Origin of the sequence: Sorangium sp. So ce726 (assembly GCF_051521405.1) — a bacterium.
Taxonomy (GTDB): domain Bacteria; phylum Myxococcota_A; class Polyangia; order Polyangiales; family Polyangiaceae; genus Sorangium.
This window is the reverse complement of the sequence record NZ_CP150349.1, coordinates 893024-907518: the sequence shown is the minus strand read 5'-3', so window position 1 is coordinate 907518 and position 14495 is coordinate 893024. Positions and strand designations below refer to the sequence as shown.

Here is a 14495-nt window from a genome sequence, read left to right as displayed (position 1 = left end):
CTGAGGAGGTTCTCCCATGAAGAGCTTGTTTGCGATGGGCGCCGGGGCTGCGCTGCTGATCGGCGCGTGCAGCTCGACGGACAACACGTCGGACAGCGTGTCGAGCACCAGCGCCAGCGCGGCGTCTGCCGGGGGCGGGGGTGACAGCTCGAGCAGCGGGGGCGGCCAGGCCGGCGGCGACGACGCAGGCGGCGGCGGCGAAGGCGGGAACCCCCCCGTGGACACGACCGAGCGGGCCTACGCCGCAGACGACAGCAATATCCAGTACTCCGGCAGGATCGACTTTTCGGATCCCAAGAAGCCGAGGTTCTCCACGCCGGGCGTGACGATCCAGGCGAACTTCAGGGGTAGCTCCGTCGCCGTCACGCTCGATGACGAGCACAAGTGGGACAAGTATTTCAACTACATCGACGTCATCGTCGATGACGGCCCGGCGAAGAAGATCCAGCTGCTCGCCGACGCCACCGACTACGAGGTGGCCTCGGATCTCCCGTATGGCGAGCACAAGGTGACGGTGGTCAAGAGGACGGAGGCGTCCATCGGGTACGCCGAGTTCCTCGGCTTCAAGTTCGGCGGAGAGATCCAGGCCCCACCACAGAAGCCGAGCCGGAAGATCGAGTTCATCGGCGACTCGATCACCTGCGGCTCCGGGATCGAAGCGGCCAACAACTCGCCTCAGTGCGAGGAGGACGGCTGGGGACAACCCTACCACAACGCCCGTCTCTCCTACGGCGCCGTCGTGGCACGGGAGCTCGGCGCGGAGTACCACGTCACCGCGGTGTCGGGGATCGGGCTCGTCAGGAACTACAGCTTCGAGTACGACGCCAGGCCGATGCCGGAGGTCTATGACCTCCTGTTCCCGGAGCTCGAGGACTCTCCCGCATGGGATCACGCGCGGTTCGTCCCCGACGCGGTCGTGGTCGCGCTGGGCACCAACGACTTCTCCCCGGGAGACAGCGAGCGGCCCAAGTTGGATGCCGCGTCGTACGCGGACACCTACATCGATTTCGTCACGAGGCTGCGGGGTTACTACCCCGAGGCCCACATCTTCTGCATGTCGAGCCCCATGCTCGGCGACGGCTGGCCCGAGGCCACGGACATGTCAGCGACCGATCACAAGGCCAGCTTGACGCTCGTGGAGCAGCACTTCGCGGCGAACAACGACGCGCGGGTGCACAAGGTCGTCGTCAGCAAGGCGGCCGGCAAGGGCTGCGGGACGCACCCGGACGCCGCGGAGCACGAGACGATGGCGGCGGAGCTCGCCCCGGCGATCAAGTCGGCCCTGGGCTGGTGAACTCGGCGCGCTGACCGGCCCCTCGCGGCCGTCCGGCGCGGCGCCTCGCCCGCCTCGCCTGGCCAGGCGACGGTGTGGGAGGGGCTGCGCCGGGCTCGTCGCTCGCTCGCGGCGCCCGGCCCTGCGCGGCGTTCGGCTCGCCCGCGGGCCGTCGTGCTATCCAACCGGGGCCATGCGAGGGAGCCGGTTCACACGGCAGGCGCGATCCGTCGCCTGGAGCGGAGGTGATGGGTGAAGCGTCCGACGATCACGGACATCGCGTGGCGTGCGGGGGTGTCCAAAGGAGCGGTGTCGTATGCGCTGAACGGCAGGCCCGGCGTGTCGGAGCCGACGCGCGAGCGGATCCTGGCCATCGCGGCGGAGCTCGGCTGGCAGCCGAGCAACGCGGCGCGGGCGCTGTCCGACGGCCGCGCCGGCGCCGTCGGCCTGGTCATCGATCGGCCCGCGCACATGCTCGGCATCGAGCCGTTCTTCATGCAGCTCATCTCCGGCATCGAGGCGGAGCTGTCCGAGAAGGCCGAAGCGCTGCTGCTCAAGGTCACGGAGGATCGCGTGACCGAGGTGGAGACCTACCGCCGCTGGTGGGCCGAGCGGCGGGTCGACGGGGTGATCCTTGTCGACCTCTGCGACGACGATCCGCGCGTGAAGCTGATCGAGGAGCTGAAGCTCCCGGCGGTGGTGATCGGCGGGCCGGCCGGCAAGGGGCAGCTGCCCGGGGTGTGGAGCGACGACGCGAGCGCCATGCGGGCCGTCGTCGACTACCTGGCCGCGCTGGGCCACCGGTCGATCGCGCGGGTCGCCGGCCCCGCGGAGTTCGTGCACACCGCGGTCCGGACCAAGGCGTTCACCGCGGCCGCGCGCCAGCGGCGCCTGGATCGGGTGCAGACGGTCCACGCCGACTACACGGGCGAGGCAGGCGGGCAGGCCACGCGGCGGCTCCTGGCCGAGGCCTCGCCGCCGACGGCCATCGTCTTCGACAACGACGTGATGGCCGTCGCCGCGCTCGCGGTCGCCCACGAGATGCGCGTCCCCGTGCCGGAGCGCCTCTCGATCGTGGCCTGGGACGACTCGGCGCTGTGCCAGCTCGTCCACCCCGCCCTGACCGCGGTGCGCCGCAACATCGCCGAGCACGGCTCCCGCGCCGCCGCGCTGCTCCTCCGCCTCGTCGCCGGAGAGCCGGTCACCGACGACGAGTGCAGCGCGCCGACGCTCGCGACGCGGGGCAGCACCGCCCCGCCCCCCCGCGCATGAGCCGGCCTCGCCCGAGCGAGGGCGAGGCCCCGTACGGGCGTGTAGACTGAACCGATTAAGTGACGTAAACTGAACCGATTAAGTGACCTGCCCGCCGCTCGCGCCTCGAGCGCGCGGCCCGCGCCGCGAGCAGGGGGACGGACGGTGTTCGAGAGCGCCGCTCTGCATGACCAGGACGTGAGGACTATGCACCGCAATTTCGCCAAAGTCGCAGTTCGTCAACAGGCGGTCGCCTGGCTGGGGGCCAATTTCTGGTCGAGGCGCGGCGGCCCGCTCATGTGGCAGAGCTATGATCCGTTCGTGATCCGCGAGGAGCTCCGGGTGCTCGCCGATCACGGCCTGACCATGACCCGGTCGTTCTTCTACTGGCCTCACTTCATGCCGGAGCCGGACCGGATCGACGAGGACTGCGTCGCGCGTTATGCCGATTTCCTCGAGGCGCACGTCGAGGCGGGCCTCACGACGATCCCGACCCTCCTCGTCGGCCACATGTCCGGCGAGAACTGGGATCCGGCCTGGCGGCGCGGGCGGGACCTCTATGGCGACGTGTGGATGGTGGCCCGGCAGGCCTGGTTCGCCGAGCAGATGGCGCGGCGCTTCGCGGGGCACCGGGCGGTGACGGGCTGGCTGGTCTCCAACGAGATGCCGATCTACGGCGAGCGCGAGCGCTCGATCCGCGAGAACGTCACGAGCTGGGCGAGCCTGATCGTGCAGGCGCTGCGGGCGGGAGGGGCGAGCCAGCCGATCTCGATCGGCGATGGCGCGTGGGGCATCGAGGTCACGGGGAACGACAATGGGTTCTCCGTCCGCGATCTCGGCGCGCTCGTCGACTTCCTCGGCCCGCACGTGTACCGGATGGAGAACGACCTGGTGCGCCAGCACTACGGCGCGGCGTTCGTCTGCGAGCTCACGGGCTTCCTCGGCAAGCCCGTCGTGCTGGAGGAGTTCGGCGTGTCATCGGCGTTCGCGTCCGACGAGAACGCCGCGCACTACTACCGGCAGGTCCTCCACAACACGCTGCTGGCCGGCGCCACCGGCTGGATCGGCTGGAACAACACCGATTTCGATCTCATCCATCAGGATCCCTACAGGCACCACCCTTTCGAGCTCCATTTCGGGCTGACGACCGTCGATGGCCGCCCCAAGCCGCAGCTCAAGGAGATGGCCCGCTTCGCGAAGGTGCTCTCCGACATCGACGTCCTCGGCTGTGAGCGCGAGCCGGCCGACGCAGCGCTGATCGTCCCGTCGTACCTGGAAGGTGCGTTCCCGTTCACGGAGGCCGAGGACCGCAGCTACCTGTTCACGATGCTGCGGCAAGCCTACATCGCGGCGAAGGAGGCGGACCTGCCGGTCGGGCTGACGCGGGAGCGAGACGGGATCGCCGAGGACTGCCGGCTTTACCTGCTGCCGTCGGCCAAGCAGCTGACCGCGCCCACATGGCATCTCCTGGAGCGGCTGGCGTCCGCCGGCGCGGTCGTCTACGCGTCGTACTGTCACGGCACGCACGGGTCGCAGCGCGGGCCGTGGTATGCGCACCTCAACGCGATGTTCGGTGTCGAGCACCAGCTGCGCTACGGGATGGTCGATCCGATCGAGGACGACCGCGTGAAGCTCACCTTCGAATGCCAGTTCGGCACGATCGCGGCGGGCACGACGCTCACGTTCCCGGTCTCAGGCACCGAGCACAGCCGCGCTTACCTGCCCGTGCGGGCCAGGGGCGCGGAGGTCGTCGCGGTCGACCAGCGCGGCCGGCCGGCGCTGCTGCGGCGCAAGATCGGGAGCGGCAGCGTCGTGCTCTGCACCTATCCTATCGAGCACTTCGCCGCGGCGACCCCCCGGATCAACCCGGAGCCGACCTACCAGCTCTACGACGCGCTCGCCGAGCTCGCCGGCGTGAAGCGGGCGGTGACGGTGGACGACCCGCGCGTCGCGGCGGACACGCTGCGCCACCGGGATGGCCGCCGCTTCATCTTCCTGGTCAGCCAGGCGGATCAGCCGCTCTCGGTGAAGCCCGCCGCGGCCTCCGGGCACCTGACCGAGCTGGGCGGCAAGTCCCCGGTCCACGCCGTGGAGCTCGCCCCGTACGACGTGCGGATCCTCGAGCTGCGGCCGGGGCCGCGGTAAGCGCGGGGCCGCCAGCCGTCGCCTCAGTACCAGCGCGGCGTGCCGCAATCGATGTGCAGGTGGTCCCGGTGGCTCGCGTCGAAGTCCGGGCCGAGGACGCGCGCGGCCGCCCCCTCGGCGCGGAGCCGGCGGCTCACGCCCCGGAGGAAGCGCCCCTCACGGGTGCTCGGGTCTTCCCCGTGGAGCACGTAATCGCGGAGCACGCTGATCGCGCGGCCGCGCTTCGGCGAGAAGCGCGCGATATCGAATGCATTGCCGAACGAGTGCTCGCTCAGCCCCTCGCTCCACGGGCGCATCCTGCCGACCACTTCGCGGCAGGCATAGCTCCCCAGGGTGTTGATGCGGACGATCTGCGAGCTCAGGTGCGCCTCGGCCTCTTCCTGGATCACGCGCTCCATATCGGCCAGCCGGAGGGCGAGCGAGCAATCGACTTGCAGCGGCGGCGAGTAAACGATGCCGGTCGGCCCGCGGCTCAGCAGCACGCCGTGGGGGATGCCACACCCCTTCTTGTTGGGCTTCTCGGTGTCCGGCAGCGACTGGAACCGCGCTCCCGCACGCTTGAGGGCATCGCGGCAATCCGCCCCTGCGGCCGCAACGATATGGTTCCACTGGCGCTGCGCCCGCGGAGGCCGCTCGCGGAGGCCGGCAGCGTCGGCGAGGTGCTCGATCCAGGGGCCGGCCCATTCCGGCGATGTCGCCGGCGCCACGGGTGGTCCCGCGGCACCGGTGGGCGCTGCTCCCGCGGAGACCGGCGCCCCTCCGGCCTCTACCGGTGCTGCTCCGGCGAGGGCTGGCGCGCCGCCGGGGGCCGGCGCCGCGAGACGGCCGGGCGCGGTTCCTCCGCGCTCCGCGAGCGTGGGACCGCTGTGAGAGCAGGACAGCGCCGAGCTCATCGCCGCCGCAGCGAGCACCAGAAGAAAGCGTGCGTGCACATCGATGTCCGTACCGCCGCGAGCGGCCGGCGCAAGGTGCGCGATTCCCATTCAGGCGCTCTCGCCCACACCACTGCCGCGTTCGCCAGCCTCAGCCCTGTGCCGCGCTGCCTCCGCCAGCCGCTCCCCCGCGACGCCCGCGCTCGTCCATCTTCGCATTCTCTTCCGGTTCCGGTTCCGGCGCGCTCGGCGCCGAGAACCGGAGCAGGAGCAGCCCGGCCAGCGAGACGACCATCCCTGCGAACGTCACGCTCCAGGGCAGGAGCTCTCCTTCGAGGACGCCTTGCGCCCACGACGGCTTGAAATAGAGGAGCGACACCGCGAGCCCGTTGTTCAGGGCGTGAAGCAGCGCCCCGGGCAAAACGGAGCCTGTGCGGTGGCGCGCATAGCCGAGCGCCAGCCCGAGCGAGAACGTCGGCAAGAGCCGGTACACCGACCCATGCGCGAGCCCGAAGAGGAGCGCCGACACGCCGATCGCCACCGCGGGCCCGGCGCGGCGCAGGCCTGCGTAGACGAGGCCGCGGAACAGGAGCTCCTCGCAGACGGCCGGCGTGACGGCGACGAGCAGCAGGACGATCGGGTACGGCTGCCCGCCGAGCAGCACGAGCTCGCCTAGCTCACGGGCGAAGGGCTCCGGCGCGGGGAACCACCGGAGGACGGTGCCGCCAATCGCGGCCCACGCCGCGACCCCGAGGAGCAGCGCCCCGGCGAGGCCCCGGACCGAGGCCGGCCTGAGGCCGAGCGTCGCCCGCGGCGAGTAGCCGAAGCCGGCGACCAGCGCGAGGGTCGGGACCAGGAAGAAGCCGACCTGCGAGACCGCGAGCTGGACCGCCACGCTGGTGCGGGCGATGAGCAGGCTGCCATAGAAGAAGAGCACCTGGACGCCCGCGAACGCCACCAGCGAGAAGCTCGTCGAGGGCGCCCCGCCGGCCCGGCGCCCCAGGCCGAGCACGGCGCGCGCCGACTCGTGCCCCCCGAGGAGCACGCTCTCGCGCTCGAAGACGCGCGCGGCGAAGAGGAGCGCGAGGCAGGCATAGAGCGCCGAGGAGACGAGCGCCGTGAAGAGGAGATCGGCCGGCGCCTCTCCGACGAACAGCGCCTTGATCAGCACCGCGATGTTGAGGACCGGGGCGTAGGCCGTCCACGGGTTGAGCTCGACCACCGGCAGGGCCGTGATGCCCGCGAGCAGCGAGAGCGGCAGGTACGCCGGCATGAGCGCGTTCTGACCGTCCTTGAAGTCCTTCGCGAACACGGCGAGCGCGAGGAACAGCGCCGAGAACAGGAGCGTGACCGGCACGAGCAGCACGAACGTCAGCGCGAAGGTGCCGGGGCCGACGACCATCGCGTCGGGCAGCAACCGGCTCACCGTGAGCGACATGCTCACCACGTTGCCGAGCGCCGTGAGCAGCGAGATGACCCACACGGCCAGGAACTTCCCCGAGATGATCTCGATGGGCCGCACGGGCGCGCACAGCAGCGTCTGCATCGTGCCGCGCTCCTTCTCGCCGGCCGTGAGATCGATCGCCGGGAGGAAGCTGCCGAGGAGCGACATCAGGATCAGCAGCATCGGCATCATCGCGCCGAGGATCTGGCCGACCTTGCGGCTGTCCGCCGCGACGTCGCGCGGCACGACGTCGAACGCGCGCGAGAACCCCTCGGGCAGGCCGCGCTCCGCCTCTCGATCCGCGACGATGGCCGTGCGGGCGCGCCGCAGCGCGCCCTCGAGGCGCGCCTCTGCCGTCGCCGAGTCGGCGCGGACCGAGTCGAAGTAGATCGCGACGGCGCCCTTCCCGCCGCGCCCGAGCTCGGCCCCCAGCGATGGCCACGGGATGAGCACCGCGTCGACCTTGCGCTCGCTCACGGCGGCGCGCGCCGCGGCGAGCACGGGGTTCTCCGGCTCGATCCACCTCGGCGGCTCGGCTTCGGCCTCGGGGGGCGGCGCCTCGCCCTCGTCCGGCGCGGGCGCTGGCTCCACCGGCGGCGCGAGCGCCCCGGAGAGGAGCCCCTCGCGCACGTCGGGGGGCGCGCCGGCCCACGGCGCGAGCTCGATCTTGCCCGCCGCCGAGAGCCTCGTCTGCAGGCCCTCGGCGAGCTCGCCCCAGACCGCGATCCTGGACGGGCGCGCCTCGCGCGCGGCCGCTTCGAAGCCGACGAGCTTGCTCATCGCGAGCGCGAAGAGCGGATAGAGGAGGAGCGGGACCACGACGAGGCGCACGAGCGTGCGCCGATCCCGGAGCGACTCGACGAGCTCCTTGCGGAGGATCGTCCAGACGATGGCGAGCCTCACGGCGCCTCAGCCCCCGGCGCGGGCGCGCCGGCGCGCTCGGGCGTATCGCGCGCGGCGCTCGGGCGGCTCCGCTCCACATGGTGGAGGAAGGCGTCGGTCAGGTTCGTGGTGCCGGACCGCCCGAGGAGCTCGGGCAGGGTGCCGGCGTCGACGACGCGCCCCTCGTGCATGAGGGCGATGCGGTCGCAGAGGTACTCGGCCTCGCTCATGATGTGCGTCGAGAAGAGGATGGCCCTGCCCGCAGCGCGCTCCCGCCGGATCGACGCGACGATGAAGCGGCCGCTGAGGATGTCGAGCGCGGTGGTCGGCTCGTCGAGGATGAGCACCTCGGGCTCGTGGAGGAACGCGCGCGCGATGTTGGCGCGCTGCTTCTGCCCCGTGGAGAGCGTGCCGCACGGCCGCGAGGCGAACGCGTCCATCTCCAGGTCGGCCACGAGCGCATCGATCCGGCGCGAGAGCGCCGCCTCTTCCATGCCGTACAGCCGACCGAAGTAGCGGAGCACCTCGCGGGGCGTGAGCCGCTGGTAGAGCTGCGTGTCCCCGGAGAGGAAGCCGAGGCGCTGCTTCGCCTCGAGCGGCCTCGCGGCCAGGTCGACGCCGCCGACCAGGATCTGCCCCTGGTCCGGCGACAGGATGCCGGCGAGCATCCGCAGGGTCGTCGTCTTGCCCGCGCCGTTCGGCCCGAGCAGCCCGACGATCTCCCCGGCGTGCACGGCGAGATCGACCCCGTCCACGGCCGTGACGGCGCCGTACCGCTTCACCAGACGCTCGGCGCACAGGGCGGGGCGCATGGAAGCGTCTCCTAGTTCGGTCCGCGGCGCGGCGCAAAGCGCCGTTCGTACGGGCCCGCACGCAGCGCGGCCCCGGCGCACCGCTCCCCTGCTCGCGCCGCCCGGCCGTCTCCGTCCAGTCTCCGTCCAGTCTCCGTCCAGGCAGCGTGGCAGCGCCGCCCCTCGACGTCCGCCGCGGGCCCCCTAGACTACGCTGACGTCCATGCCAACGTCCTCGATGCCCTATCGCAACCGTACGACGTCCGAGCCGGTCCAGTGCCCCTGCGGCCACGGTCGCGATCATTACATGGTGAGCGCCGAGGCGGAGTACCGCGTCCTCGGGTACATCCAGCTCGCGTTCGGGATCTCGGCCCGGCCGACGAAGGTGAAGTACAGGTGCCGGCGCTGCGACACGGTCTTCGCGACGACGAAGGATCCCGCGGTCCTCGACAAGCATTACTGACGCCGAGGCCTCCAGCGCGATCAGGCACCCTCCCCAGCCGTGGTCGCCTCGCTCGGCACGCGCTGTGGCATACTTGTCGCCGATGCGGCAACAGCTCTTAACGATATCGCTCGTGATGCTCGGCGCGGCGGCCTTCCCGGCCGGCTTCCTGGCAGTCGCCTGCTCGCCGGCGGAGCGCTCGTTCGGCGATGACAGCAGCGGCGGCGGCGCGACCGGCGGCGCGTCGCCGACCGGCAGCGGCGGCGCGTCGCCGGTCGGCAGCGGGACCGGCGGCGGCGTGAGCGCCGGCGACGGCGGGGGAGGAGGAACCGGCGGAGCTGGCGGAGGGGACACGCCCCCCTTGCCGCCAGAGGTCGTCGCCACGGGCCTTGACGACCCGTACTCGATCGCGGTCGACGACCAGAGCGTCTTCATCCTCTCCACCTCCACGCTGCTGCGTTGCCCCCTGGCAGGCTGCCCGGCTCCGGTGGTCCTCGCCGAGGGGCTCGGGCCTCCCACGAGCGCCGTCATCGCCACTCCGTACCTCATCGGGGTGGATCCGAATTTTGTTCACTGGCTGAGCTCCCCGAACGATGGAGGGTCGCGCCGTTACTACAGATGCCCGGCGGCCGGTTGTTTCGGCAAGTCGCCGGTGGAAGTGTTGGAGTCCATCGTGGGCAACCTGAATCAGATCCAGGTGAGCGATGACGGCGTGGCGCGCATCTCGGACAAATTCGATGTCCTCGAGTGCGATAACGGCCAATGCGCGCGGATCCGCTGCGTGAGCGCGGACGGGATCCGTTCGTTCGTCATGGATGGGACGACCGTCTACTGGGCCCACGCCACCGATCCTGGAGGCGTCTATTTCTGCGATCCCGGCAATGCCGACGGCGCGATCCAGCTCCACGCCGAGCACGGCGTCGTCATGGCAATCCACGACGGGATTCATTACGTGATGAATGCAGCCAAGAATACCATTTTCGCGTGCAAGAAGACCGGGTGCGGCGGCAGCCCGACCACCTTTATCGAGGGCGAGCCGTCGTTGAGCAGCATGGCTGTCGGCCCCACAGGCGTGTACTGGACCGCTCTCGGCACGGGCATGAGCGCAGACGGCGTCGTCAAGATGTGTCCGCTGGACGGGTGCGGCGGCGGCCCTCGGGTCATCGCCTCGAACCAGGCGCGGCCGACGAGCGTCCGCCTCCGGAACGGCTTCGTCTACTGGTCCAACCGCGGCTTGCCCGGGAGCCCGATGTCGGGTGAGATCGTGCGCGCTGGCCTCTGACGCGCGGCCGGGTTCGCAGCGGCGCACAGAGCGCTCGATCTGCCGCCGCCCCGGCCTCCCCGACCGGCGGCCCGCGGCCCTCGCGCGCCGCCAGCAAGAACCCCCTCGCCACTCGCTGCATTTCAGGACACCCTGCGCGCTCGCCATGCGCGCCTCTCGCAGCTCGCTCCCCGCTCTCCCAGCGCACCTGCTGCGCGGAGGCCGACCGGCCTCCGCAACAGCCCGCCGCCGGAGCACGCCATGAAAGGACGCGTCCTCATCGTCGCCGGGTCCGACTCGGGCGGCGGCGCCGGAATCCAGGCCGATCTCAAGGCGGTCACCGCGCTCGACGCGTTCGGCGCGACGGCGATCACCGCGCTCACCGCCCAGAACACCCGCGGCGTCGACGCCGTATTCCCGGTGCCCCCCGACTTCATCGGTCGCCAGATGGAGGTCGTGCTCGACGACATCGGCGCGGACGCCATCAAGACCGGGATGCTCCACTCGGCCGAGGTCATCGACGAGGTCGCGCGCGTCTACGAGCGCCTCGGCCGCGGCGCGCCGCTCGTGGTGGACCCAGTGATGGTCGCCAAGGGCGGCGCCCGGCTGCTGAAGCCCGACGCGGAGGGCGCCCTGCGCGCCCGGCTCCTGCCGCTCGCCGCGCTGCTCACGCCGAACATCCCCGAGGCCGAGGCGCTGACCGGCGTGGTCATCGACAGCGTGGACGCCATGCGCAGCGCCGCCGCGCAGCTGCTCGCCATGGGGCCGCGCGCCGTGCTGCTGAAGGGGGGCCACCTCCCGGGCGCGACGGTCGTCGACGTCCTCCGGACCGCGCCGGGGCCCGGCGCCTCCGGGCTGCCGGAGGGCGAGCAGCTGTTCGAGGACGCGCGCATCGAGACGCGCGCGACCCACGGCACGGGCTGCACGCTCGCCTCGGCCATCGCCGCTGGCCTCGCCCAGGGCCTCGCCCTCGTCCCGGCTATCGGGCGCGCGCGGCGCTACCTCCGCGAGGCGATGCGCTCCGCGCCGGGGCTCGGCCAGGGCCACGGACCGCTGAACCACGCCCACACGGCGCGGCCGTTCCCCTGAACAGCGCGGCGCGCCGCGCGCGTCTGTGGACGGCCGCCGCGGCTGCGCGCCGCGGCCCCCGCACGGCGGCCAGGCGGCTCTGCGCAGGAGCGGCGGGGCGGTCCCGTGCGGCGCCGAACGGGCCGCCTGCAGCGCTTGTGCAACGACTCGTTGCGCCCGGCGCTCGAATGGACGACCCTGCGCGCAGTCCGTATCGGCGTCCCGGCGCGTCTCCTTCGGCGCCGTCGCGGAGCTCTTCCTCACCCTTCGTGCGCCCGTGGCCGTGACCAAAGATCCCCTCCCTCCCATCGACGTCGGAACGGTCATCAACGACCGCTACGAGGTCCTGAAGAGCATCGGCAAAGGCGGCATGGGCGAGGTGTTCTTGGCCTTCGACCGCCTGACCCAGCAGCAGGTGGCGCTCAAGGTGGTGCCCGAGGCCTCCGCCATGCCCGGCGACGACGAGGCCCTGCGACAGGAGGTGATCCTCGCGCAGAAGGCCCGCCACCCGAACGTCTGCCGCGTGCACGACCTCGCGCCGAGCCCGTGGGGGCCCATCCTCGTGATGGAGTACATCCCCGGGCAGACGCTCCACAACCACATCCGCAAGCGCAAGACGTCGGGCGGGTTCAGCGCCGACGAGTTCCGAAAGATCTCGACCGACGTCTGCGCGGGGCTCGCCGCGATCCACCAGCAGGGGCTCGTGCACGGCGATCTGAAGCCCGGCAACGTGATGGTCGCCGACGATCGCGCGGTCATCCTCGACTTCGGCTTCGCGAAGGAGCGCGCCCGCGCCGCCGTGCGCAAGCCGGGCGCGCCTCCGGACGGCGGCACGCCTCACTACATGTCGCCGGAGCGGCTGCGCAGCGGCGGCGCGAGCCCGGAGGACGACGTCTACGCCGCGGCGCTGACGCTCTGGGAGATGTGGACCTGCCGCGTCCCCGAGCCCGGCTACAAGCCGCGGCTCAAGACGATGAAGCAGCAGATCACGTTCGACGTGCCCGCTGCGCTGACGAACGACGAGATCAGGCAGATCTTCCGCGCGCTGAACCCGGATCCGCAGATGCGCCCGCAGGCGCGGCACATGCGGTTCTTCAACCCGACGCAGACCACGACTGCGCCGATCCAGCTGCCGCGCGAGCGCATCGATCCCGGCCCCGCGCCTGGGCGGGCCATCAAGACGCAGTTCACGCCCGGCGCGCAGTCGCTGCTCATCACGTACGCCACGAACGCGCCCGACAGCGTCTCCACCCTGTTCCCGCTGCAGAAGCCGGTGCTCTCCATCGGCCGCCGCAGCGATCAGGACCTCGTCCTCGCCGAGGCGACCGTCTCCGGTTCACACGCGCTCCTTCGCTGGCAGACGGGCTCCTGGCTGGTCGAGGATCTGAACAGCACCAACGGCACGTACGCGGACTTCCCCTTCGAGCGCAAAGCGCAGGTCTCGCTGCTCCATGGTGCCGAGGTGCAGCTCGGCGAGTGCCGCCTCATGGTGGTCACGTTCGGGCCCGACTCGCCGCACCACGACAAGGCGAAGCGCTACCTCGCCCGGCGCGACGGCCTCACGGGGCTGCTCGTGCGCGAGTACCTGATGAAGGCGATCGACGAGGACGGCTTCTTCGCCGAGTGGGCCGAGGTGCCGATGCAGATCGCGCGCTTCGAGCTCCGCGGCCAGAACGGCCTCGTGAGCTTGCGACCGACGATCCTCGAGATGCTCGCGCTGCGTAAGGCCGCGCTTCAGGTCGTCGATTTGACCCAGACGCTGCTGCTCAGCCTGACGCCGGCCGCGGCAGGGCGCACCGGCCCGCTCACGTTCGTCGTCTCCATCGTCGGTCCCAACCTGGACGAGGCCCAGCACGTGGTCGAGCAGGTCGTCGCGCAGGTGCAGGGCACGCTCCCCGAGACGCTCGAGCTGACCGCCACGCTCGTGAAGTGCGAGCCTGGCCGCCCCGCGCGCACGCTGATCGACTGAGGCAGGCCGCCGGGTCGTTGCTCGACCGTCGCTCAGCCACCGGGCCGTCGCTCAACCGCAGGGCCGTGGCTCGACCGTCGCTCAACTACTGGGCCGTGGCTCGAGCGCGTGGTCCGTCACGAAGAGACGGAGCCCATCACCAAGCGCACCGCGCCGGCAGCACACCGCGCAGCGCCTGCACCCTGTGCACGCTGCGAGCGCTCTTGCGCGACGGGGCCGCTCCCAGCTCGGAGCAGCAAGCGGTACTGGACGGCGAACGGCTACTGGACGGCGAGCGGCTGCTGCGCGGTGAGCGGCTGCTGCGACGGCCCGCTGCAGGCCTCGCCCGGAGCGGCGACGCGATCGAGCACCACCTCGCCGGTGGACTTCCGGACGTCGATCTCGCCCTGCCAGATGAGCTCTGCGCTGCCCTGGGCGTCGACGACGTCGCGCAGCAGCCGCACGTAGACCTTGTGCTGGGCGACCTCGGGAATCGCCACCGCGAAGTCGAACGCGCAGACCGAATCACACCTCGGATTCGCCGCGTCGGGCTCGTCCCGCTCGGTGATCTCGTAGATGCTGTCGATCCTGTCGACGTGCATCGCGCGCTGGCCGCAACAGTTCAGCAGGAGCCGGCTGTTCGCGATCTTCAGGGCCCCGCTCGACCGGTCGTAGCGCCAGCGCAGGACCTCGGCCCCGCAGTAGCTCTCCTCCCCCTCGGAGGCGAGCCGCCGCTCCGGCTCCACGAACCCGCCGGCCTCGCTCACGAGCCCCACCTGCGCGGGCTCCGCCTCAAGGCACGCGCTCAGAGCAAGCAGCGACCCCACCGTTGCAAGCGCTCCACAGACCCCCAGGTACTTCATGCCCCGACTTCCTTGGCTGTCCCGCGACACTGTTTAAATACGCCCAAAGACAAAGAACCAGGGCCTCTAGAAACGCGCTTCACGTGTCCGCTACCTGCGCCTAGGGATTCAGCTGCAAGCCGACGTACGTAAGGTGCGAACGCACGCCGCACCCCGGAGCAGCTGCACGCACATTCGAGTGTGATCTACGGGTTTCTGGAAACCTTGTCCAGGCGAAAGTGGTAGAATTAGCCCGATTCTCTGACCATGAACGTC

Annotated in this window: 11 protein-coding genes; 7 read left to right on the top strand and 4 right to left on the bottom strand. The window is 71.2% G+C overall.

Annotated elements, in window-relative coordinates; genetic code table 11:
• Nucleotides 1-16: 16 nt before the first annotated feature.
• The 3 genes from WME79_RS03345 (at nt 17) to WME79_RS03335 (ending at nt 4669) form a co-directional block, all read left to right on the top strand.
• The gene (locus WME79_RS03345) at nt 17-1294 is read left to right on the top strand and encodes an SGNH/GDSL hydrolase family protein (RefSeq protein WP_437531776.1); all 1278 of its coding nucleotides are present in this window, start codon (nt 17-19) and stop codon (nt 1292-1294) included.
• Between the two features lie 231 nt (nt 1295-1525).
• Complete coding sequence (locus WME79_RS03340; RefSeq protein ID WP_437531773.1) at nt 1526-2545, top strand: LacI family DNA-binding transcriptional regulator; 1020 nt, start codon at nt 1526-1528, stop codon at nt 2543-2545.
• Nucleotides 2546-2731: 186 nt separating this feature from the next.
• Nucleotides 2732-4669, top strand: a complete 1938-nt coding sequence (locus tag WME79_RS03335; RefSeq protein WP_437531770.1) for a glycoside hydrolase 5 family protein — start codon at nt 2732-2734, stop codon at nt 4667-4669.
• Nucleotides 4670-4692: 23 nt separating this feature from the next.
• On the opposite strand, the gene WME79_RS03330 is transcribed toward WME79_RS03335, so the two are convergent.
• The 3 genes from WME79_RS03330 to WME79_RS03320 form a co-directional block, all read right to left on the bottom strand.
• On the bottom strand, nt 4693-5376 hold the full coding sequence (locus tag WME79_RS03330) for an extensin-like domain-containing protein (protein ID WP_437531767.1): 684 nt from the start codon (nt 5374-5376) through the stop codon (nt 4693-4695).
• Nucleotides 5377-5692: 316 nt separating this feature from the next.
• Nucleotides 5693-7888, bottom strand: a complete 2196-nt coding sequence (locus tag WME79_RS03325) for an ABC transporter permease subunit/CPBP intramembrane protease (RefSeq protein WP_437531764.1) — start codon at nt 7886-7888, stop codon at nt 5693-5695.
• Complete coding sequence (locus WME79_RS03320; RefSeq protein ID WP_437531761.1) at nt 7885-8679, bottom strand: ABC transporter ATP-binding protein; 795 nt, start codon at nt 8677-8679, stop codon at nt 7885-7887. Before WME79_RS03320 ends, WME79_RS03325 begins: the two co-directional genes overlap by 4 nt.
• Before the next feature lie 202 nt (nt 8680-8881).
• Here WME79_RS03320 and WME79_RS03315 point away from each other — a divergent pair, with 202 nt between their 5' ends.
• The 4 genes from WME79_RS03315 (at nt 8882) to WME79_RS03300 (ending at nt 13398) form a co-directional block, all read left to right on the top strand.
• Nucleotides 8882-9121 carry a hypothetical protein gene (locus WME79_RS03315; RefSeq protein WP_437531758.1) on the top strand — a complete coding sequence of 80 codons (240 nt, stop codon included), beginning with the start codon at nt 8882-8884 and terminating at the stop codon, nt 9119-9121.
• Between the two features lie 112 nt (nt 9122-9233).
• Nucleotides 9234-10382 (top strand): hypothetical protein, encoded by a 1149-nt coding sequence (locus WME79_RS03310; protein ID WP_437531755.1) that lies wholly within the window; start codon nt 9234-9236, stop codon nt 10380-10382.
• A 240-nt stretch (nt 10383-10622) separates the two neighbouring features.
• Nucleotides 10623-11450 (top strand): bifunctional hydroxymethylpyrimidine kinase/phosphomethylpyrimidine kinase, encoded by an 828-nt coding sequence (gene thiD, locus WME79_RS03305; RefSeq protein ID WP_437531752.1) that lies wholly within the window; start codon nt 10623-10625, stop codon nt 11448-11450.
• Nucleotides 11451-11712: 262 nt separating this feature from the next.
• The gene (locus tag WME79_RS03300; protein ID WP_437531749.1) at nt 11713-13398 is read left to right on the top strand and encodes a protein kinase domain-containing protein; all 1686 of its coding nucleotides are present in this window, start codon (nt 11713-11715) and stop codon (nt 13396-13398) included.
• A gap of 260 nt (nt 13399-13658) precedes the next feature.
• On the opposite strand, the gene WME79_RS03295 is transcribed toward WME79_RS03300, so the two are convergent.
• Nucleotides 13659-14240 (bottom strand): hypothetical protein, encoded by a 582-nt coding sequence (locus WME79_RS03295; protein ID WP_437531746.1) that lies wholly within the window; start codon nt 14238-14240, stop codon nt 13659-13661.
• Nucleotides 14241-14495 lie beyond the last annotated feature (255 nt).